We start from the raw sequence: 16,729 nt of genomic DNA, 5'->3' as shown, positions 1-16,729 counted from the left end.
CATTCATAGTACGATTAGTTATGTGTCGCCTTTTGAGTTTGAGAGACGATACTATGATAGTCTTTGTGAGTCAGACAAAGCTGCCTGACTCAAGCAATCCACTCTCCGATATAGTCGGGGCGGTTCATTGATACAATTGACTTTGATACCATCATTTATCCACTCTTCAGCCAATGCTTGTGTAAAGTTTACAATAGCGGCGTTCGTAGAAGAGTATAGCGCATAGAATGCACGTCCTCTAGTATAAGAACTGGAGGTAAAGTTCAATAGCATACCGCGACTCTTTTTTAGATAAACCTTACTTGCAATGGCTATATTGACGGCGCCTACATAGTTGATATTAATTAAAGAAGATATTTCTTCTAACTCGAGTAGGTCGATAGGTTTCTTTATGAGCAGGCCAGCAGTATTGACGATATAATCGATTTTTCCATACTCTTCGCTAACGGATTCTAAGAAGCCTTTCACACCTTCTAAATCAGTAATATCTATTCCGTTATGACTACGACTAGCAACTTTTACTTTCGCACCATTCAAAAGAGCTAAGTTATTAATCTCTAGTCCAATACCAGAAGTCCCGCCAAATATCACTACCACTTTATCACGTAAGAAATCTAAGCTATCGTTAGCAATAAATGCATTTTCATTGCCTGCTTGTAGAAACTTCTCAGCAATAAATAAATCCATAGGATAGGTAACTTTAATATTCCTGTCGTCACCTGCAACAGTTGCTACTCTGACATGGGGCAACATAGCTCGAATAACACCACAATCACAAGTAAACTGTTTTCTACCTTTATCTATGGCCTGTTTATAAGCCTCTTGAATGCTACCTAATTTGAACCCTTGAGGAGTCTGTCCACGGCGCATCATCGAACGATTGGGTATGTTGGATATACAACCATCGTCATACACTTCTACTAACGTATCTGCTGATGGTATTACGACATCGATGGCATCAAAATTGTCTAGAGTTTCAATGCAATCTTTTATAATTTGCTGTGTTACTAACGGTCTTACTGCATCATGAAACAATACTTTACACGTATCATCATTGTTTTTAAGAGCAGTCAATGCTGAATATGTCGAATCAAAGCGCTCTTCACCGCCACTAATAACTCTCGATACTTTTCTCCACTTATTATTTTTTATGAGATCTAACGTTCTCTCTATATGCGCCGCCTGCGCTACTATCAAAATCTCATCGATAAATTCGCTTTGTTCGAAAACGTCAATGGTATATTCAATAACCGCTTTTCCAGCAAGCTTAGTGAACTGTTTGGGTAAAGCGCCACCAAAACGAGATCCAGAACCTCCTGATAAAATTACTGCTATATTCTTGTTCATACTTCCCTCATATTTTTTAATTTGCACTTAGTTTTTGCAAATTTTTTGTAAGCTCACTATTTTCTATATATGAGTTACCTATCCAGTACTCTGAAAAATCTTTTTGCCTACGGTATAAATTTTCATATTCACTGAAAATACATTGCAAGTCTTTTTCTGTTGAGAATTTTGAAATACCGTCAAATGATATATATTTATTTTCAAACATGGCTTCCAGATTTATACTGTCAGGTGTATACATACATATTAATGCATTTTCCGCTAAAAACTCTTGTTTGTAGTTGTTAATGTCACAAATAAGATAGTCAACATCTAACAAAAGATCTCTATTAAAGTTATCATAGATATAACAATTTATTTTATTTATCAACACAAACTCATCTAGTTGAGCCTTTAAATTTTTGAATAATATATTTTTATTATCTAGAGATTGTTCTAATACAACCTTTATATTATAACCTCTAGGAAAATTACCGACTAACTGAGTCAAAATATTACTATTCGAATATACATTTTTTTGGCTCGATATTAATAGTAATGCAGTTTTTTGATTTTTTTTATCGATTGAATCTTGTACTCTCCTAAATTGTGGCTTACCAATTTTTCTAATAATTAAGCTTTCAACATTTATTTTCGATTTTAGTTTATCAATGGAAGACTGAGAAGAAAGCCAAAGCTCGTCATAAGCTCTTAAAACTTTAGTCACTTGTGCATCTCTATCCGAATTTTCGCTACCTAAAAAAATGTGCTTATACTTATTAAATCTTAGTACGTGAATATTATTTGCAGGATTTGACATAAAAAATATAGCTTTTAGATCTGTAAGCTTAGTTAATGTAGCTTCTATATCTAGTGCTGATTTTGCAAAAAGTATATTTACCAAACGATACTCTCGTTGTACAAGTCTTAATAGCTCTGTATTCCTAACTAATATACTAAATTTAACTTGAGCCTTTATGAATTCTGGCACCCAGTACCTCAGATGATTTAGGCCATTCTTTCCATCACCAGTCAACAAAATAAATTCTGAGTTATTAATTTTTTCAGAGTAACTATCGTTATGCATTATTAACACCTAATTCCTGTAGTTTTTTAACGAAGCTATTATTCATTGTTTCTTCGACGCTTATTATATACTCAGCTGCAATTCTTCTTTTATTGAACAAGAAATCATTGCCATCCAATATTACAGTAACAATCAGCTCCAAAAGCTGTGGTAACGACGAAAAAACATAGCAATATTCAGAATAAGGCATGTTACTCTTAGACAGATTAAAGTCTTTATCTTTAGGAATATAGAGGAATATTGGTGCATTAGCTGCTAAGCATTCAGATACTACAGCAGATATATCACAGATGAATATATTTGAGCTTTGGATATGATGTAAAAGACTATCTGATTTGCTTATTACGGTAATAGAATCCGTTGCTCCTAATTCCCCTTCATGTCTTAGATCTAAAATATCTTTCTCTAAGTTATTGAATTGCAAAGCTCTTCTACCAGTGAAAGGGTGCAGTTTAACTGACGTACTAATATTAGTTATATTAGAAATCTCTGCTATAACATTGGTTACTATGGATAGAGACGAGTAGTCTTGCTCTTTATAAGCACCTTCCCATGTTGGAAGATATAGCAATTTATAACATCCGTTAAAACGATCTTTCCAGTACACTTCAGAGGACTTAATAGTATTAATAAGTGTAGGACGGCCCACTTTGACTTGTTTCAGTCCATTTAATTCAAATCCTGCATTTTTGAATCTATCTATATGAGCTTGACCTGCCGTCCAGTTTTCATCGTAAACTCTAAAATACTTATGAGCACTTGCACTCTTATCACTATCACCATGACCAATAAATATGTGTTTAGAATCTACGTGGTACAATAAATGTGAGTTGTTACCCGTATTAGACATATAAAAACATGCCTCTATAGAAGCAACACTTCTAAATAAAATATCGATATCTTCTTTGTTCTTTGCTAAAACAATTGTTGCTTCAGGATATTCGCTAAGAATGTCATCATATGCTTCACCATAACGAGTGACTATAATAAAGCTAAAGCCTGATTGACAAAAATACTCATACCACATTTTTATATGAGATAATGAAAACTGCTTCTCACCAGTGTGTAATATAAAATATTTTGAAAATAAATTTATTTCTGTATTGATTAGTAAACTTGGCTTAACACTTGGCTTAACACTTGGCTTAACACTTGGCTCATTTTTTGTAATAGAAACATTTAATATTTCTTGAGATTTATTTATCAGCTGTTGCTTACGCTTTTTTATCGAATCTGAGAAAAAAAGAGTGGGATTTTTAACTAATTTAGTTAGCTTACTCATAAACTTAATCCATAGTTATAAAATTTTACTTTTTAAAAATATTGTCTTTTTCAATTAATTCCATATGATAAAAATCTGGAATTAATTATTAATAGCCATTTAATTCCATCAGCAAAACTCAATAAACTAATATTTTTTTCAAAAGTTACAATATAATTAGAAATTTATTCTAATATATCTCCAAAAGTCTCTTTATAAACTTTAGATTTCTTACCTGAAAACATTGCTTCAAAGGCATTCCTACTTTCATCTGAGAGAAGATCGCTTTTGAATTTTCTACTTAAGTAGTTCATAAACCAAGGCTTATCCTTATTACAATCAGGCACGCTATATAGGTATCTCTCAGTATTAGCCGTAAGTACAACTGCAGGTTCCAAGATTCTCATTATATCATCGATAATATAAGGTTTTCTAAGATATATAACCTCATTAAACAAACCACTATAAACTCTTAAACTGAATTCAAAAAAACTGTCGCCAAATAGCACTAATCTACGTTTATAGAGCGCTTTAGGGTTCACTAATATTTTTATATCTCCAGTATTGCCTTTCAAAGCAGCACCAAACGTAAATTCTCTAGGTTCAAATAACATATCAGTAAATCCACTTACAACTTTAATATTTTCAAAATCATCTTTTCCTAACATTATTGTTAAATCTCCAAGCTTCTTGTCATCTGTAAAAATAAGATTTGGTAAAGCTGGATACCCAAGGTTTTCTAAAACCTTTGAAATAACTTTGAAACTACCCGCATCATTTATTTGAGTATCTTGTAAATGATAGTCTTCAATACTCAAATTAGGATAAATTACGTCCGGATGATGAAAACTTTGACTAAATATAGAGTTTAGATTAATCCCTATACTCTTAAAGTGTTCTTTATAAATGATAGGTTTAGCAGGAAAAACAATATGTTTATAGTCAAAATTATCACGCTTCGCTATGGCTAGGTTATGAGCCATATTATTTTGAAAGTTAACATTGTTTTTAGAGTCTATAATAACCTCACCCATTAATGTCTGAAATTGACGTTGAGCAAGGTTTTCTTGATGTAAAAAAAGTACATTATCAAAAATTACAACATTATTATTAAATTTTAGTTTTTTTTACTACTCTTAATCCTGTTGTTTTAACTTCATTTAATTTAAATATTATTTCTTTGTTAGGTTCGTAATAGCCTAACAAAAACAAACCCTCTGGTTTTTCTTTAGTTAAGAAATATCGACTTGTAAGCTTCTTGTTCATACTCAAAAACACTAACTCATTATTTCTTATCTCCCAAAAACTTTCATTAGAATGGTCTTTGCCATTTATTGTTTGAATCAGCCCCGACTCACTTAGCAAAATTTGGCGAGAATAAGTACCATCATATCTTGAAAATGAGAATACTTTATTTTTAAATAAATCGCTTTTTCTAGAACTTGTGTTTGAATCTATTACCAGGCTTCTTGATGGCTCTTTAGTTATATCTTTATTATTAGCAAAAATAACTTCCAAATTATTCAAAATATCTAATGAATTATCACTTTGAATTTTAGAAAGTTGCTTTTTAGAGCTAAATATCTTCATCCACTGCTGAAAATAATCACCAATATGAGAATTATTAGAATTAAGATAATCTAAAATATTAATATCAAGATTTATATTATACTCTTGCTTAACAAACTCAACCCATGTGTTATTAGGACCAATATAGTAGCAATTTGCAGAATATCGATGTGGTAAAAAATTGCATGTGACATCGACAAATACGTAATCCAACTCCTTCGCTTGATTAACTATACTTTGTGTAGCATTGAAATAGTTACGTGCACGTAGCAACGTTATAATTTTAGCATTTTTCTTAGCAAAGAGCCCAAGATGAGAAACTGTACCAATTGTACTTACAATCTGATCAGCTCCTGAAATAATTGAAATTTGTTCTTTGATATTTAACTGCTCGGGGTATATTATTTCAAACCCCTGTTGTCTATAGAAGCTTTCAAAATATTCTTCGTTAATACAGTCTTTCTTTATAAACTTCGTACGAGACAAATAAACCTTTCTATGTTCTGCTGGATTTATATTATCCATAATAGCTTGATATGGGTATGTATACTCTTGGTGATAGTGACTAAAATAGCATAGAGACTGATCTGGTATTTTAATTTTTTTAAACTGAGTTGGTACATCTAAAAAAATTATATTTCTTTTTTCTATACCTACTAGTTCAATTAATTCTTAGATTAACACATGAAGTGCAATACCAAATGCAAGGTGAAAAAAAGACCTAGATGCGCTAGCATCAAAGTTTTTATCCACCGACCAAAGTGAGATTGCAACCATGAGCTATACACATCTAAGCCTAGGTGAACGATACCAGATTTATGCCCTTAAAGGGGCAAAACATAGTATTAATTTCATAGCGAGGGTGTTAAACAGAAGTCCCAGTACCATATCAAGAGAGCTTAGGCGTAATAAAAGCCTACGAGGTTACCGAGCAAAGCATGCTAATAACAAGGCTTGTGACAGACGGGCTAACAACGCCACAACTATTGTGACTGACCTCTGGGCATGGGTGACAGACAAGCTTAAAGAGAACTGGAGTCCTGAGCAAATATCTGGCGTTCATGCTGGTATCAGTCATATGAGCATTTATCGCTATATTTGGCGTGATAAGAGGCAGGGCGGTACATTGTGGCAGTGTCTCAGACGTAAAGCCAAACCATACCGTAAACGCCTAACCGCTGAGACCCGTGGTCGTATCAATGACAGAGTCTCGATTCATGAGCGCCCTTGTATTGTTGAAGAACGCTCACGTATTGGAGATTGGGAAGCGGATACCGTTATCGGTCAGCATCACAAGCAAGCGATTGTCACGCTCGTTGAACGTAAAACGGGGCTATTGAAGATGAAGCGTGTGGGTCATAAAACAGCACAGCAAGTATCAGAGGCAATGATAGAACTCTTAGCGCCAGTGAGGTTGCAGGTTAAGACCATTACCTCTGACAATGGTAAAGAGTTTGCTCAGCATAAGAAGGTGAAACAAAAGCTCTTTAGCCCTTTCTTCTTTGCCGATGCTTATGCGTCATGGCAGCGAGGAACCAACGAGAATACCAATGGCCTTATCAGAGAGTACTTGCCTAAGGGTTGTGACTTTAGACAAGTCTCTGATGATGAGATGCAGGACATTGAGAACAAACTAAATAACAGACCAAGAAAACGCTTAGGGTTTAAGACGCCTATGCAGGCGTTCTATAATATTAATTAGCGTTGCACTTGGTGTGTTAATCTAAGATTCTATAAAACTTGAATCAAAATGTTTATTTTTCAGAAAAACAATTTTTTTATTTTTTATATTATTCTTTACAACCCACCATAGACGATTCATTGTTTCTACAAGAAAATGACCAAAATGGCTATAAGCAATACCAGCGAATACAACCTCTTCATCGACCAAATCTATTTCTTTTTTATCAATAGTATAAGAACGAATACACTCGAAATTATGAGGTTTTTCGCTATTTACTCTTTTATGACCAGCAATAAATTTTAAATTTTCATCACAGACACCACCTTCATAGATGGCATCCGTAGATGGGATTTCTGTTTTACGCAAAGGTAAAATAATACCGTTTTCAATCGTATTACATTCTAGTTTTTCTAAGTTAACATAGTTTTTTGCTATCTGCTTTTCAAACTTAGGTAAGTTTATTGCATATAGTCTTTTTTTAAACTTAGTATTTTTAGAATAGTTATTGACGATAGTATTATTCATGTTTGCTTCAGTCATATCTGCTTCTTCTAAAAAGGTTGGAGTTGAAAATAATTTGTTTAATATTATTTATAAAATAAAATTTCAAAAAATATCGTTATTTTTTATAGCTTCTTCTAGACTCATACCTTCATGATCTTTATTAGTAAGTTTGAATTCTTCATCATTGAGTTGCCAGTCAACACTTAATGTCTTATCATTATATACGATGCTTCGCTCACTATCTTTATGGTAAAAATTAGTAGTCTTATATAAGAAATGCGTATCATCCTCTAAAGCGACAAAGCCATGTGCGAAACCTGCTGGTATCCAAAATTGACGATGGTGTTTAGTATCTAACTCAACACCTACCCATTGACCAAAAGTTGGAGAGCCTTTACGTATATCTACTGCTACATCCCATGCACGACCCTGCACTACACGTACTAATTTACCTTGCGCATAAGGTCCAAGTTGATAATGCAAACCACGTAATACGCCTTTCTCCGAGCAAGAATGGTTGTCCTGTACAAATTCTGGAATATCTAAATCACGTTTTTCTAGTTCTTCATGGAATATTTTTTGATTGAAACTTTCCATAAACCAGCCACGCTCATCTGAAAAAATACGCGGCTCAAAGATAAGTAAGTCAGATATTTTAGTTTCTATAACATTCATCGATTGACTCTCTTCAAATTATTGCAATTGATTACATTTGGTACTCGACTATTTCTTATTCTTTTCTTCACAGAGACCTAATAAGTATTGGCCGTAACCTGTTTTCTTAAAGAAATTAGCACGCTCTAGTAACTGTTCATCGTCAATCCAGCCCTTATTGTACGCAATCTCTTCTAGACAAGCCACTTTCAGCCCCTGACGATGCTCGATAGTTTGTACGAATTGCCCTGCCTCTACCAAGGAGTCATGCGTACCTGTATCTAGCCAGGCGAAGCCGCGTCCAAGTAGCTCAACATTTAGTTGTTGTTGACTAAGATAAACATTATTGACATCTGTGATCTCTAATTCACCTCGATGAGAAGGTTTGATATTTTTTGCAATTTCAACTACTTGATTATCATAAAAATATAAACCTGTTACTGCATAATTAGATTTAGGTTGAGAAGGTTTTTCTTCAATACTCAGAGCCTTACCAGCTTTATCAAAATCTACGACACCAAAACGTTCTGGATCAGTAACATAGTAACCAAAAACCGTTGCTCCATTATCTTGGCTGCTAGCCCGCAATAGCTGTTCAGTAAAATGATGACCATAAAAAATGTTATCACCCAAAATTAAACAAACATTATCGTTTCCAATAAACTCTTCACCTAATACGAAAGCCTGCGCGAGTCCATCAGGAGAAGGCTGTACTTTATAAGATAGTTTTAGACCTATCTCTGCACCTGTACCGAGCAATTTTTCAAAATTTGGTAAATCTTCTGGCGTAGAAATAATTAAAATCTCACGTATCCCTGCAAGCATTAGTACTGATAAAGGATAATAAATCATTGGCTTGTCATATATAGGTAAGAGCTGCTTGGATGTTCCCATTGTGATAGGGTACAGACGCGTTCCCGAACCACCTGCTAAAATAATACCTTTACGATTTGTACTTTCCAATTTTTGAGTACTATTTTCCATGAATCAATTCCTTTAAAACGTGAATAACCCCTTGCTGCCAGTTTGGCAAATACAAGTCAAATTGGGTTTGAAGTTTTTGTGTATTTAATCGAGAATTATGTGGGCGTTTAGCAGGAGTCGGATATTGCTCGGTAGTAATAGCACTCACTTCTTCTACAGCTAAGACTTTCCCTAGTTCCTTAGCATTATCGAAAATGAAGTTGGCATATTCGAACCAAGAACAGAATCCTGTTGGTGCAAGATGGTAATGTCCATGTAATTCTTGACATCGAATACTATTCTGCAAGTTGTAGTAACGAATTACTTGAGCAGTAACATCCGCGATTAGACTCGCTCCTGTAGGTGATCCAACTTGATCAGAAATAATAGATAGCTGCGTTTTATCTGTAGCTAGATTTAGCATAGTTTTGATAAAGTTACTACCATATGTGCTATATACCCAACTAGTTCGAAAGTTAATGAACTTTACACCACTTTCTTCTAATGCTAACTCACCTGCTCTTTTACTTTTCCCATAATAATTTATTGGACAGCTAACATCTTTTTCTGACCAAGGGATATCACCACTACCATCAAAAACATAGTCTGTAGAATAATGAACTAATAGAGCCTGATGACTTTTACATAGTTTTGCTAGGTTGTCTACTGCCAAATGATTGACAATATCTGCTTCGGCCTGTTCACTCTCTGCCTTATCGACAGCAGTATAAGCAGCGGCATTAACAACTATATCGGGGCTTATTTTTGTAAAAAGAGAAAACATCGTATCGTAATTTGATAAATCTCCACATAAACCATTCGCATTAGAATGACGACTTAATGCAAACACTTTACCAAGAGGTTGCAAGGCACGCTGGAGCTCCCAACCTACCTGTCCATCTTTTCCTAACAGAATAATATTCATTTATAAACCAGTAACCATAATAAAAAAGTTATAATTGTTTGAAGTATTTAGTGCTAAATACTTGAGGTATCAGTTATTTTGATACTGTTTTTGTATCCAATTTTTATATTCACCAGTTTCCACATTTTCGACCCAATCTTGATTATCTAAGTACCACTGTACCGTTTTTCTTAGTCCTGTTTCAAATATTTCATTTGGCGTCCAACCAAGCTCTTTCTGAATCTTGCTAGCATCGATAGCATAACGTAAGTCATGACCTGGACGATCTTTGACATAAGTGATTAAGTCAACATAGTTGCCTATACCATTTGGTTTATTAGGAACAAGCTCTTCAAGTAAATTACAAATTCCTTTGACTACATCAATATTCTTTAGTTCGTTATGCCCACCTATGTTATAAGTTTCACCAATCTCTGCTTCGGTCGCTACTAAAAACAGTGCACGTGCATGATCTTCGACATATAACCAATCTCGAACCTGCAATCCATTGCCATATATTGGTAAAGGTTTTCCTTTTAATGCATTCAGAATAGTAAGAGGAATTAATTTTTCTGGAAAATGGTAAGGTCCATAATTGTTAGAACAGTTGGTGATAACAATAGGTAAACCGTACGTTCGGTACCACGCTCGTACTAGATGATCAGAGCTTGCTTTACTGGCAGAATAAGGTGAACTTGGAGCATAAGCAGTACTCTCAACAAATAGATTGTCGCTACCTTCTTCTAAGTCACCATAAACTTCATCAGTGGAAATATGATGAAAGCGAAATATAGCCTTCTTAATATCACTCAAGTTTGTATAATACTGACGAGCAACTTCAAGTAAAGTATAAGTACCAATAATATTAGTTTCGATAAAATCAGCTGAGCCTGTAATAGATCGATCAACATGTGACTCTGCAGCCAAATGCATTACAATATCAGGTTCAAAATCGTGAAAAACTTTCTCCATAGCAGATTTATTGCAAATATTATTAAGAGAGAAATGATAGCGAGAACTATCTGAAATATCGACAAGAGACTCTAGGTTCCCTGCGTAAGTAAGTTTGTCTATATTTAGTACATTGTGAGAAGTATTCGCAATAATATGGCGAATAACTGCTGAACCAATGAACCCTGCTCCACCAGTAATAAGTATGTTCATCATTTTTCTTCCGAGATATTATTTATTTTAACTACAATAAGTGATACGTTGCTATTTGTAATATAAATTTACTTCTGAATAATAACCTTTGATAGTTTATAGATATTTTTGAAATACTTACTTTAGAGTTAATCTTTTTCATACTTTTATTGAAATATATATTCAAAGAAAAGTGAAGATCTCAAAAATTATTTTCAAAAAAAACACCCCATTGTAGGGGTGTCTTTATCATATTTCAATGTAGATTTAGTAGTTTAACTGTAGACTAATGCCTATCTTACCAACCGGTAACTTCTTTTAGCTTCTCACCGAGTTTAGATGGGTCACGCGTATACGCGATACCAGCATCTTCAAACGCTTTGAATTTCTCTTCAGCAGTACCTTGACCACCAGAGATGATAGCGCCAGCATGACCCATACGCTTACCTTCTGGAGCGGTAACACCAGCGATATAACCAACCACTGGCTTAGTGACATGGTCTTTAATGTAAGCAGCAGCTTCTTCTTCAGCAGTACCACCGATCTCACCGATTAGGATGATCGCTTCAGTTTGTGGATCAGCTTCGAACAATTTCAATGCATCAATCTGGTTCATACCAGGGATAGGATCACCACCGATACCGATACACGTTGACTGACCAAAACCAAGCTTAGTCGTTTGAGCGACGGCTTCGTAAGTCAACGTACCAGAGCGTGAGATGATACCCACTTTACCTGGCTGATGGATGTGGCCTGGCATGATACCGATTTTGCATTCGCCTGGCGTGATAACACCTGGGCAGTTAGGACCAACCAAACGCACGTCACCCGCTTCTTCAAGATAGCGTTTTGCTTTTAGCATATCGATCGTCGGTACGCCTTCAGTGATCACAACGATCAACTTAACGCCAGCATCGATGGCTTCAACGATAGAGTCTAGTACAAATGGTGCTGGTACGTAGATAACAGAAGCGTCAGCTTGAGTCGCTTCCATGGCTTCCGCCATTGTGTTAAATACTGGTAGGCCTAGGTGCGTTTGACCGCCTTTACCTGGCGTTACGCCACCAACGACTTTGGTGCCGTATTCGATGGCTTGTTCTGAATGGAACGTACCGTTTTTACCAGTGAAACCTTGTACCAATACTTTGGTATCTTTATCGATTAATACACTCATTATATTTTCCTTGTATTCGGTTGTCTTGCAATGATGGCAGCAGGTATCGGCTGTCATTAGCCTTTCAATATGTCACTGCCGTCATTACGCTTTGGCTATTACGCTTTAACAGCGTCGACAATTTTTTGCGCGGCGTCAGAAAGACCTTGAGCTGAGATCAGTTTTAGACCAGACTCTTCTAGGATTTGCGCGCCTTTCTCAGCGTTGTTACCTTCTAAACGCACGACCACAGGAACTTGCACATCAACTTCTTTTACTGCTGCGATAATCGCTTCTGCGATCATGTCACAGCGTACGATGCCGCCGAAGATGTTGATTAATACGCCTTCAACACTGCTGTCTTCAAGGATAATTTTGAACGCTTCAACAACGCGATCTTTGGTTGCGCCGCCGCCAACGTCCAAGAAGTTAGCAGGCTTGCCGCCATACAGTTTGATGATGTCCATAGTCGCCATGGCAAGACCAGCACCGTTAACCATACAACCGATGTTACCTTCTAGGGCAACATAATTTAGGTCAAACTCAGCCGCTTTAAGCTCACGCTCGTTTTCTTGAGTTTTATCTTGTAGCGCTGCGATTTTTGGCAGACGGTATAGGGCGTTTGAGTCGATGCCGATTTTACCATCAACACAAACGATTTCGCCATTTTCACGAACCGCTAATGGGTTGATTTCCATCAATGCAAAGTCATTTTCAACAAATGCTTTATAAGCACCAGTCATCAATTTAACGAACTGGTTGATTTGCTTGCCCTCTAAACCAAGTTTGAACGCAACGTCGCGCGCTTGAAAAGGCATTAAACCAACTAAAGGATCAACGTGTACTTTGAAGATTTTTTCTGGTGTGTTATGTGCTACTTCTTCGATATCTACGCCGCCTTCGGTAGATGCCATAAAGGTTACACGACGAGTTGCACGGTCAACAACAGCGCCAAGATATAGCTCAGTTTGTACTGGATACATATCTTCTGCAACCAATACAAAGTTGACTGGCTGACCATCAGCATCAGTCTGGAACGTTACTAGGTTAGTACCGATCAGCTCTTCAGCAACTTGCTTAGCTTCTTCACGAGTCTTAACCAGCTTCACACCACCCGCTTTACCGCGACCACCAGCATGTACTTGCGCTTTGATTACCGCAATATCAGTTGGGGTTTTGTCAAAAGCAGCTGCAGCTTCGTCGCCGTTATGAGCGATGATGCCTTCTTGAATTGGCAAACCGTAGCTTTTTAATAGCTCTTTTGCTTGATACTCATGTAAATTCATTGATTGTATCCTTTATTTTTTACAATTAATAAAAAGTGAAATCAAGTGCGTGCATATACATATGAATCATATATCTGACGCACTCATGATCGTAGTATCTCCAAAATAGCGATACCACGATCAGGTTGTAAATCGATAATAACTAAACGAACAACTACTTATTTCTTACGCTTTTTGCGCTGGATAGCGTGGATAGCACGGCCATCTGCAGATAACGCAGCTTCGTGCACTGCTTCTGAAATCGTTGGATGAGCAAACGTCATCAACTGCAAGTCTTCAATACTAGAGACAAATTCCATCGCGATCATACCTTGATGGACGATATCACCAGCACCAGCAGAGATCGCATGCATACCTAATAGACGATCTGTTTTGGCATCAGCAACGACTTTGATAGAGCCTTGTGCTTCACTTTGCGCTAATGCACGACCGTTAGCAGCTAAGTTGAAAGAGCCGGTTTTAACTTCATAGCCAGCTTCCTCAGCTTCTTGCTCAGTCAAACCTACCCATGCGATTTCTGGGTGAGTATAAATGACATTGATGATAGTGTCATAGTTTACTTGAGGTTTTTCGCCATGAATACGCTCAACAGCCATCATGCCCTCTTCCATTGCTTTATGCGCAAGCATAGGACCGCGTACTAGATCACCGATAGCATAAACACCATCAAGATTGGTTTTGCACTGATCGTTAACGTCAATAAGACCACGTTCAGTCAAGGTGATACCACTGTCATCACCAAGCAATTTCTCAGAATATGCACGGCGGCCAACACAAACGATTAGCTTATCAAAGCTTTCCTCGCTCGATTCGCCCTTGCTTTCGCTAGTAACGACGACTTGATCGCCTTGTACTTCAGCATTGGTTACTTTGGTATCAACGCGGATATCAAGACCTTGCTTTTTGAGCATTTTGCCGGCTTCTTTTGAGATGTCTTTGTCAGCAGCAGCTAGGAAACTAGGAAGCGCTTCATATACCACTACTTCTGCACCTAGACGGCGCCATACTGAACCAAGCTCAAGACCGATAACACCAGCACCAATAACGCCTAAACGCTTAGGAACTGAGGTGAAATCAAGTGCACCAGTTGAATCAACAATACGGTCACCGTCAGTTTTGGCAACAGGGATTTCGATAGGCACAGAACCTGCCGCAAGAATAACATTCTTAGCAGTGATAGTGGTTTCGCTTTCGTCTTCTAGCGCAGTAAATTTGACTTTTTTGTCAGCGCCCGTGCCGTCAACTAATGTACCCCAGCCTTGTAGCCAGTCAACACCATTGCCTTTTAGCAGTGCGGCAACACCGCCAGTCAATTGCTTAACAATACCTTCTTTACGAGCAATCATTTGCTCAATATCGATAGCAACATCACCAGTACTGATACCGTGCTCACCAAGGTCATGCTTAGTAGCTTCATAACGATGTGAGCTGTCAAGTAGGGCCTTTGATGGAATACAACCAACGTTTAAGCAAGTACCGCCAAGTGCTGGCTCACCTTTATAAACGCGCTTTTCGATACAAGCAACACTCATACCGAGCTGGCCTGCACGAATCGCTGCTTCGTAACCACCAGGACCGCCGCCGATGACGACTAAATCATAATTGTCTTTCATAGTACGTTCCTATTTTTAATTGTATGTGTCATTTAAAATGGTTTTTATTTCGCTGGTAGATCAACGTTATTTACACTGAATAGTTAATACACCATATCAGTGAGAAAGACTCACTCATCGATAATCGATAGTCAGTCACCATTATTAAATTCTTTTTTAATATAATTAGCAGCAAATCAATTGCTGCTAATCAGGTAGAGCTATTGTCTGTACCAAAGCTAAAAAGCTTGTATTAGCGGTTGCCAATACAAGCTTAGAAGCTTACAAGTCTAGTAGCAACATAGCTGGGTCTTCGACCAACTCTTTGATAGTTACTAGGAACTGTACCGCTTCTTTACCATCGATCATGCGATGGTCATAAGATAGCGCTAGGTACATCATTGGCAAGATTTCAACTTTACCATCAACTGCCATTGGACGATCATTGATCGCATGCATACCTAGGATAGCAGTTTGTGGTGGGTTCAAGATAGGTGTCGACATCAACGAACCAAATACACCACCGTTAGAGATAGTGAAAGTACCGCCAGTCATGTCTTCTAGACCAAGCTTACCTTGCTGTGCTTTACCGCCAAACTCACGGATAGTGCTTTCAACATCAGCCATGCTCATGCGATCAGTATCACGTAGTACTGGAACAACCAAGCCACGATCTGAAGATACTGCTACACCGATATCATAAAAACCATGATAAACAATATCATCGCCATCTAGTGATGCATTGACTGCAGGGAAGCGTTTTAGTGCTTCTGTCGCTGCTTTTACGAACAATGACATAAAGCCTAAACGTACGCCATGACGCTTTTCGAATTTTTCTTTGTACTTAGCGCGCATGTCCATCAATGGCTTCATGTTCACTTCGTTAAACGTCGTCAACATCGCTGTATCTTGTGATGCTGATAATAGACGCTCAGCAACACGCTTACGAAGACGAGTCATTGGTACACGTTTTTCAGTACGCTCACCCATCGATTCAGCAACTGGACGACCGTTGTCAGACTTGATGCTGCTGTCTGATTTCAGTGTTGGATTAGCCATATCAGTTTTGGTGACACGACCACCGCGGCCACTACCTTCAACTTCTTTAGGATCAACGCCAGACTCTTTTGCTGCTTTACGGACTGCAGGGCTTTGATCTTTGTGCTCTGCTTCATCTTTTTTGTCAGTGACTTGTACTGGCTCGCCACCATCAGCCGCTTGCTCTTCTTGTGCTGGAGCAGCTGACTGCTCTGCAGCTGGTGCTGCATCGCCTGCACTTGCACCGGCTTCGAACTGTGCGATCAACTCGTCAGACAATACAGTATCGTCAACTTGCTTAACGATTTTAGTCAATACACCGTCATCAGGTGCGACAACTTCTAGTACCACTTTATCAGTTTCGATTTCAGCTAATAGGTCGTCACGGCTAACTTGTTGACCTTCAGTGACATGCCATTCAACGATTGTGCCATCGGCAACCGATTCTGGAAAAACGGGGGCTTTGATGTCAGCCATCGATATACTCCTTAGATTTGGATATTCATACTTATTATTAAGTCGTGATAGGCAGTCAGTAGCATTCTAGTGATGCTACTTAGATTGT

15 protein-coding genes are annotated in these 16,729 nt (G+C 37.4%); 1 reads left to right on the top strand and 14 read right to left on the bottom strand.

Annotated elements, in window-relative coordinates; translation table 11 throughout:
• Positions 1-51: 51 nt before the first annotated feature.
• From JMX83_RS11235 to JMX83_RS11215, 5 genes are all read right to left on the bottom strand, one after another.
• Positions 52-1,347, bottom strand: coding sequence for a bifunctional cytidylyltransferase/SDR family oxidoreductase (locus JMX83_RS11235; RefSeq protein ID WP_201601767.1), 1,296 nt, complete (start codon positions 1,345-1,347; stop codon positions 52-54).
• 16 nt (positions 1,348-1,363) lie between these two features.
• Positions 1,364-2,413 carry a hypothetical protein gene (locus JMX83_RS11230; protein ID WP_201601764.1) on the bottom strand — a complete coding sequence of 350 codons (1,050 nt, stop codon included), beginning with the start codon at positions 2,411-2,413 and terminating at the stop codon, positions 1,364-1,366.
• Positions 2,406-3,695 carry a hypothetical protein gene (locus tag JMX83_RS11225; protein ID WP_201601761.1) on the bottom strand — a complete coding sequence of 430 codons (1,290 nt, stop codon included), beginning with the start codon at positions 3,693-3,695 and terminating at the stop codon, positions 2,406-2,408. The genes JMX83_RS11230 and JMX83_RS11225 overlap by 8 nt, the downstream gene beginning before the upstream one ends.
• A 164-nt stretch (positions 3,696-3,859) precedes the next feature.
• On the bottom strand, positions 3,860-4,708 hold the full coding sequence (locus JMX83_RS11220) for a hypothetical protein (RefSeq protein WP_201601758.1): 849 nt from the start codon (positions 4,706-4,708) through the stop codon (positions 3,860-3,862).
• 76 nt (positions 4,709-4,784) lie between these two features.
• Complete coding sequence (locus tag JMX83_RS11215; protein ID WP_406947634.1) at positions 4,785-5,843, bottom strand: glycosyltransferase 61 family protein; 1,059 nt, start codon at positions 5,841-5,843, stop codon at positions 4,785-4,787.
• Between the two features lie 175 nt (positions 5,844-6,018).
• Between JMX83_RS11215 and JMX83_RS11210 the strand changes: the two genes are divergently transcribed.
• On the top strand, positions 6,019-6,945 hold the full coding sequence (locus tag JMX83_RS11210; RefSeq protein ID WP_201601755.1) for an IS30 family transposase: 927 nt from the start codon (positions 6,019-6,021) through the stop codon (positions 6,943-6,945).
• 21 nt (positions 6,946-6,966) lie between these two features.
• Here JMX83_RS11210 and JMX83_RS11205 read toward each other — a convergent pair whose 3' ends face one another.
• From JMX83_RS11205 to odhB, 9 genes are all read right to left on the bottom strand, one after another.
• Positions 6,967-7,467, bottom strand: coding sequence for a hypothetical protein (locus tag JMX83_RS11205; protein ID WP_201601752.1), 501 nt, complete (start codon positions 7,465-7,467; stop codon positions 6,967-6,969).
• A 66-nt stretch (positions 7,468-7,533) separates the two neighbouring features.
• The gene (gene rfbC / locus JMX83_RS11200) at positions 7,534-8,106 is read right to left on the bottom strand and encodes a dTDP-4-dehydrorhamnose 3,5-epimerase (RefSeq protein WP_201601749.1); all 573 of its coding nucleotides are present in this window, start codon (positions 8,104-8,106) and stop codon (positions 7,534-7,536) included.
• Between the two features lie 48 nt (positions 8,107-8,154).
• Positions 8,155-9,069 (bottom strand): glucose-1-phosphate thymidylyltransferase RfbA, encoded by a 915-nt coding sequence (gene rfbA, locus JMX83_RS11195; protein WP_201601746.1) that lies wholly within the window; start codon positions 9,067-9,069, stop codon positions 8,155-8,157.
• The gene (gene rfbD / locus JMX83_RS11190) at positions 9,059-9,973 is read right to left on the bottom strand and encodes a dTDP-4-dehydrorhamnose reductase (RefSeq protein WP_201601743.1); all 915 of its coding nucleotides are present in this window, start codon (positions 9,971-9,973) and stop codon (positions 9,059-9,061) included. The genes rfbA and rfbD overlap by 11 nt, the downstream gene beginning before the upstream one ends.
• Positions 9,974-10,042: 69 nt before the next feature.
• Complete coding sequence (rfbB, locus tag JMX83_RS11185; protein WP_201601772.1) at positions 10,043-11,116, bottom strand: dTDP-glucose 4,6-dehydratase; 1,074 nt, start codon at positions 11,114-11,116, stop codon at positions 10,043-10,045.
• Between the two features lie 277 nt (positions 11,117-11,393).
• A complete protein-coding gene (gene sucD / locus JMX83_RS11180; RefSeq protein ID WP_201601740.1) occupies positions 11,394-12,269 on the bottom strand; it encodes a succinate--CoA ligase subunit alpha in 876 nt (291 codons plus the stop codon).
• 98 nt (positions 12,270-12,367) lie between these two features.
• Positions 12,368-13,534 (bottom strand): ADP-forming succinate--CoA ligase subunit beta, encoded by a 1,167-nt coding sequence (sucC, locus tag JMX83_RS11175; RefSeq protein ID WP_058023973.1) that lies wholly within the window; start codon positions 13,532-13,534, stop codon positions 12,368-12,370.
• Between the two features lie 158 nt (positions 13,535-13,692).
• Positions 13,693-15,147, bottom strand: a complete 1,455-nt coding sequence (lpdA, locus tag JMX83_RS11170; protein WP_201601737.1) for a dihydrolipoyl dehydrogenase — start codon at positions 15,145-15,147, stop codon at positions 13,693-13,695.
• 261 nt (positions 15,148-15,408) lie between these two features.
• Positions 15,409-16,641, bottom strand: coding sequence for a 2-oxoglutarate dehydrogenase complex dihydrolipoyllysine-residue succinyltransferase (gene odhB / locus JMX83_RS11165; RefSeq protein ID WP_201601734.1), 1,233 nt, complete (start codon positions 16,639-16,641; stop codon positions 15,409-15,411).
• Between the last annotated feature and the right edge of the window lie 88 nt (positions 16,642-16,729).

The organism is Psychrobacter piscatorii (assembly GCF_904846415.1).
GTDB classification, from domain to species: domain Bacteria; phylum Pseudomonadota; class Gammaproteobacteria; order Pseudomonadales; family Moraxellaceae; genus Psychrobacter; species Psychrobacter piscatorii.
The sequence above is the reverse complement of the archived record's forward strand: the minus strand, read 5'-3'. Positions and strand labels throughout refer to the sequence as shown.

Coding starts and splice junctions, on each gene's coding strand:
- JMX83_RS11210 (WP_201601755.1), top strand. CDS start 6,019: ATGAGCTATACACATCTAAGCCTAGGTGAACGATACCAGATTTATGCC.
- JMX83_RS11235 (WP_201601767.1), bottom strand. CDS start 1,347: ATGAACAAGAATATAGCAGTAATTTTATCAGGAGGTTCTGGATCTCGT.
- rfbD (WP_201601743.1), bottom strand. CDS start 9,973: ATGAATATTATTCTGTTAGGAAAAGATGGACAGGTAGGTTGGGAGCTC.
- JMX83_RS11205 (WP_201601752.1), bottom strand. CDS start 7,467: ATGACTGAAGCAAACATGAATAATACTATCGTCAATAACTATTCTAAA.
- rfbC (WP_201601749.1), bottom strand. CDS start 8,106: ATGAATGTTATAGAAACTAAAATATCTGACTTACTTATCTTTGAGCCG.
- JMX83_RS11220 (WP_201601758.1), bottom strand. CDS start 4,708: ATGGGTGAGGTTATTATAGACTCTAAAAACAATGTTAACTTTCAAAAT.
- lpdA (WP_201601737.1), bottom strand. CDS start 15,147: ATGAAAGACAATTATGATTTAGTCGTCATCGGCGGCGGTCCTGGTGGT.
- odhB (WP_201601734.1), bottom strand. CDS start 16,641: ATGGCTGACATCAAAGCCCCCGTTTTTCCAGAATCGGTTGCCGATGGC.
- rfbA (WP_201601746.1), bottom strand. CDS start 9,069: ATGGAAAATAGTACTCAAAAATTGGAAAGTACAAATCGTAAAGGTATT.
- rfbB (WP_201601772.1), bottom strand. CDS start 11,116: ATGAACATACTTATTACTGGTGGAGCAGGGTTCATTGGTTCAGCAGTT.
- JMX83_RS11230 (WP_201601764.1), bottom strand. CDS start 2,413: ATGCATAACGATAGTTACTCTGAAAAAATTAATAACTCAGAATTTATT.
- JMX83_RS11225 (WP_201601761.1), bottom strand. CDS start 3,695: ATGAGTAAGCTAACTAAATTAGTTAAAAATCCCACTCTTTTTTTCTCA.
- sucD (WP_201601740.1), bottom strand. CDS start 12,269: ATGAGTGTATTAATCGATAAAGATACCAAAGTATTGGTACAAGGTTTC.
- sucC (WP_058023973.1), bottom strand. CDS start 13,534: ATGAATTTACATGAGTATCAAGCAAAAGAGCTATTAAAAAGCTACGGT.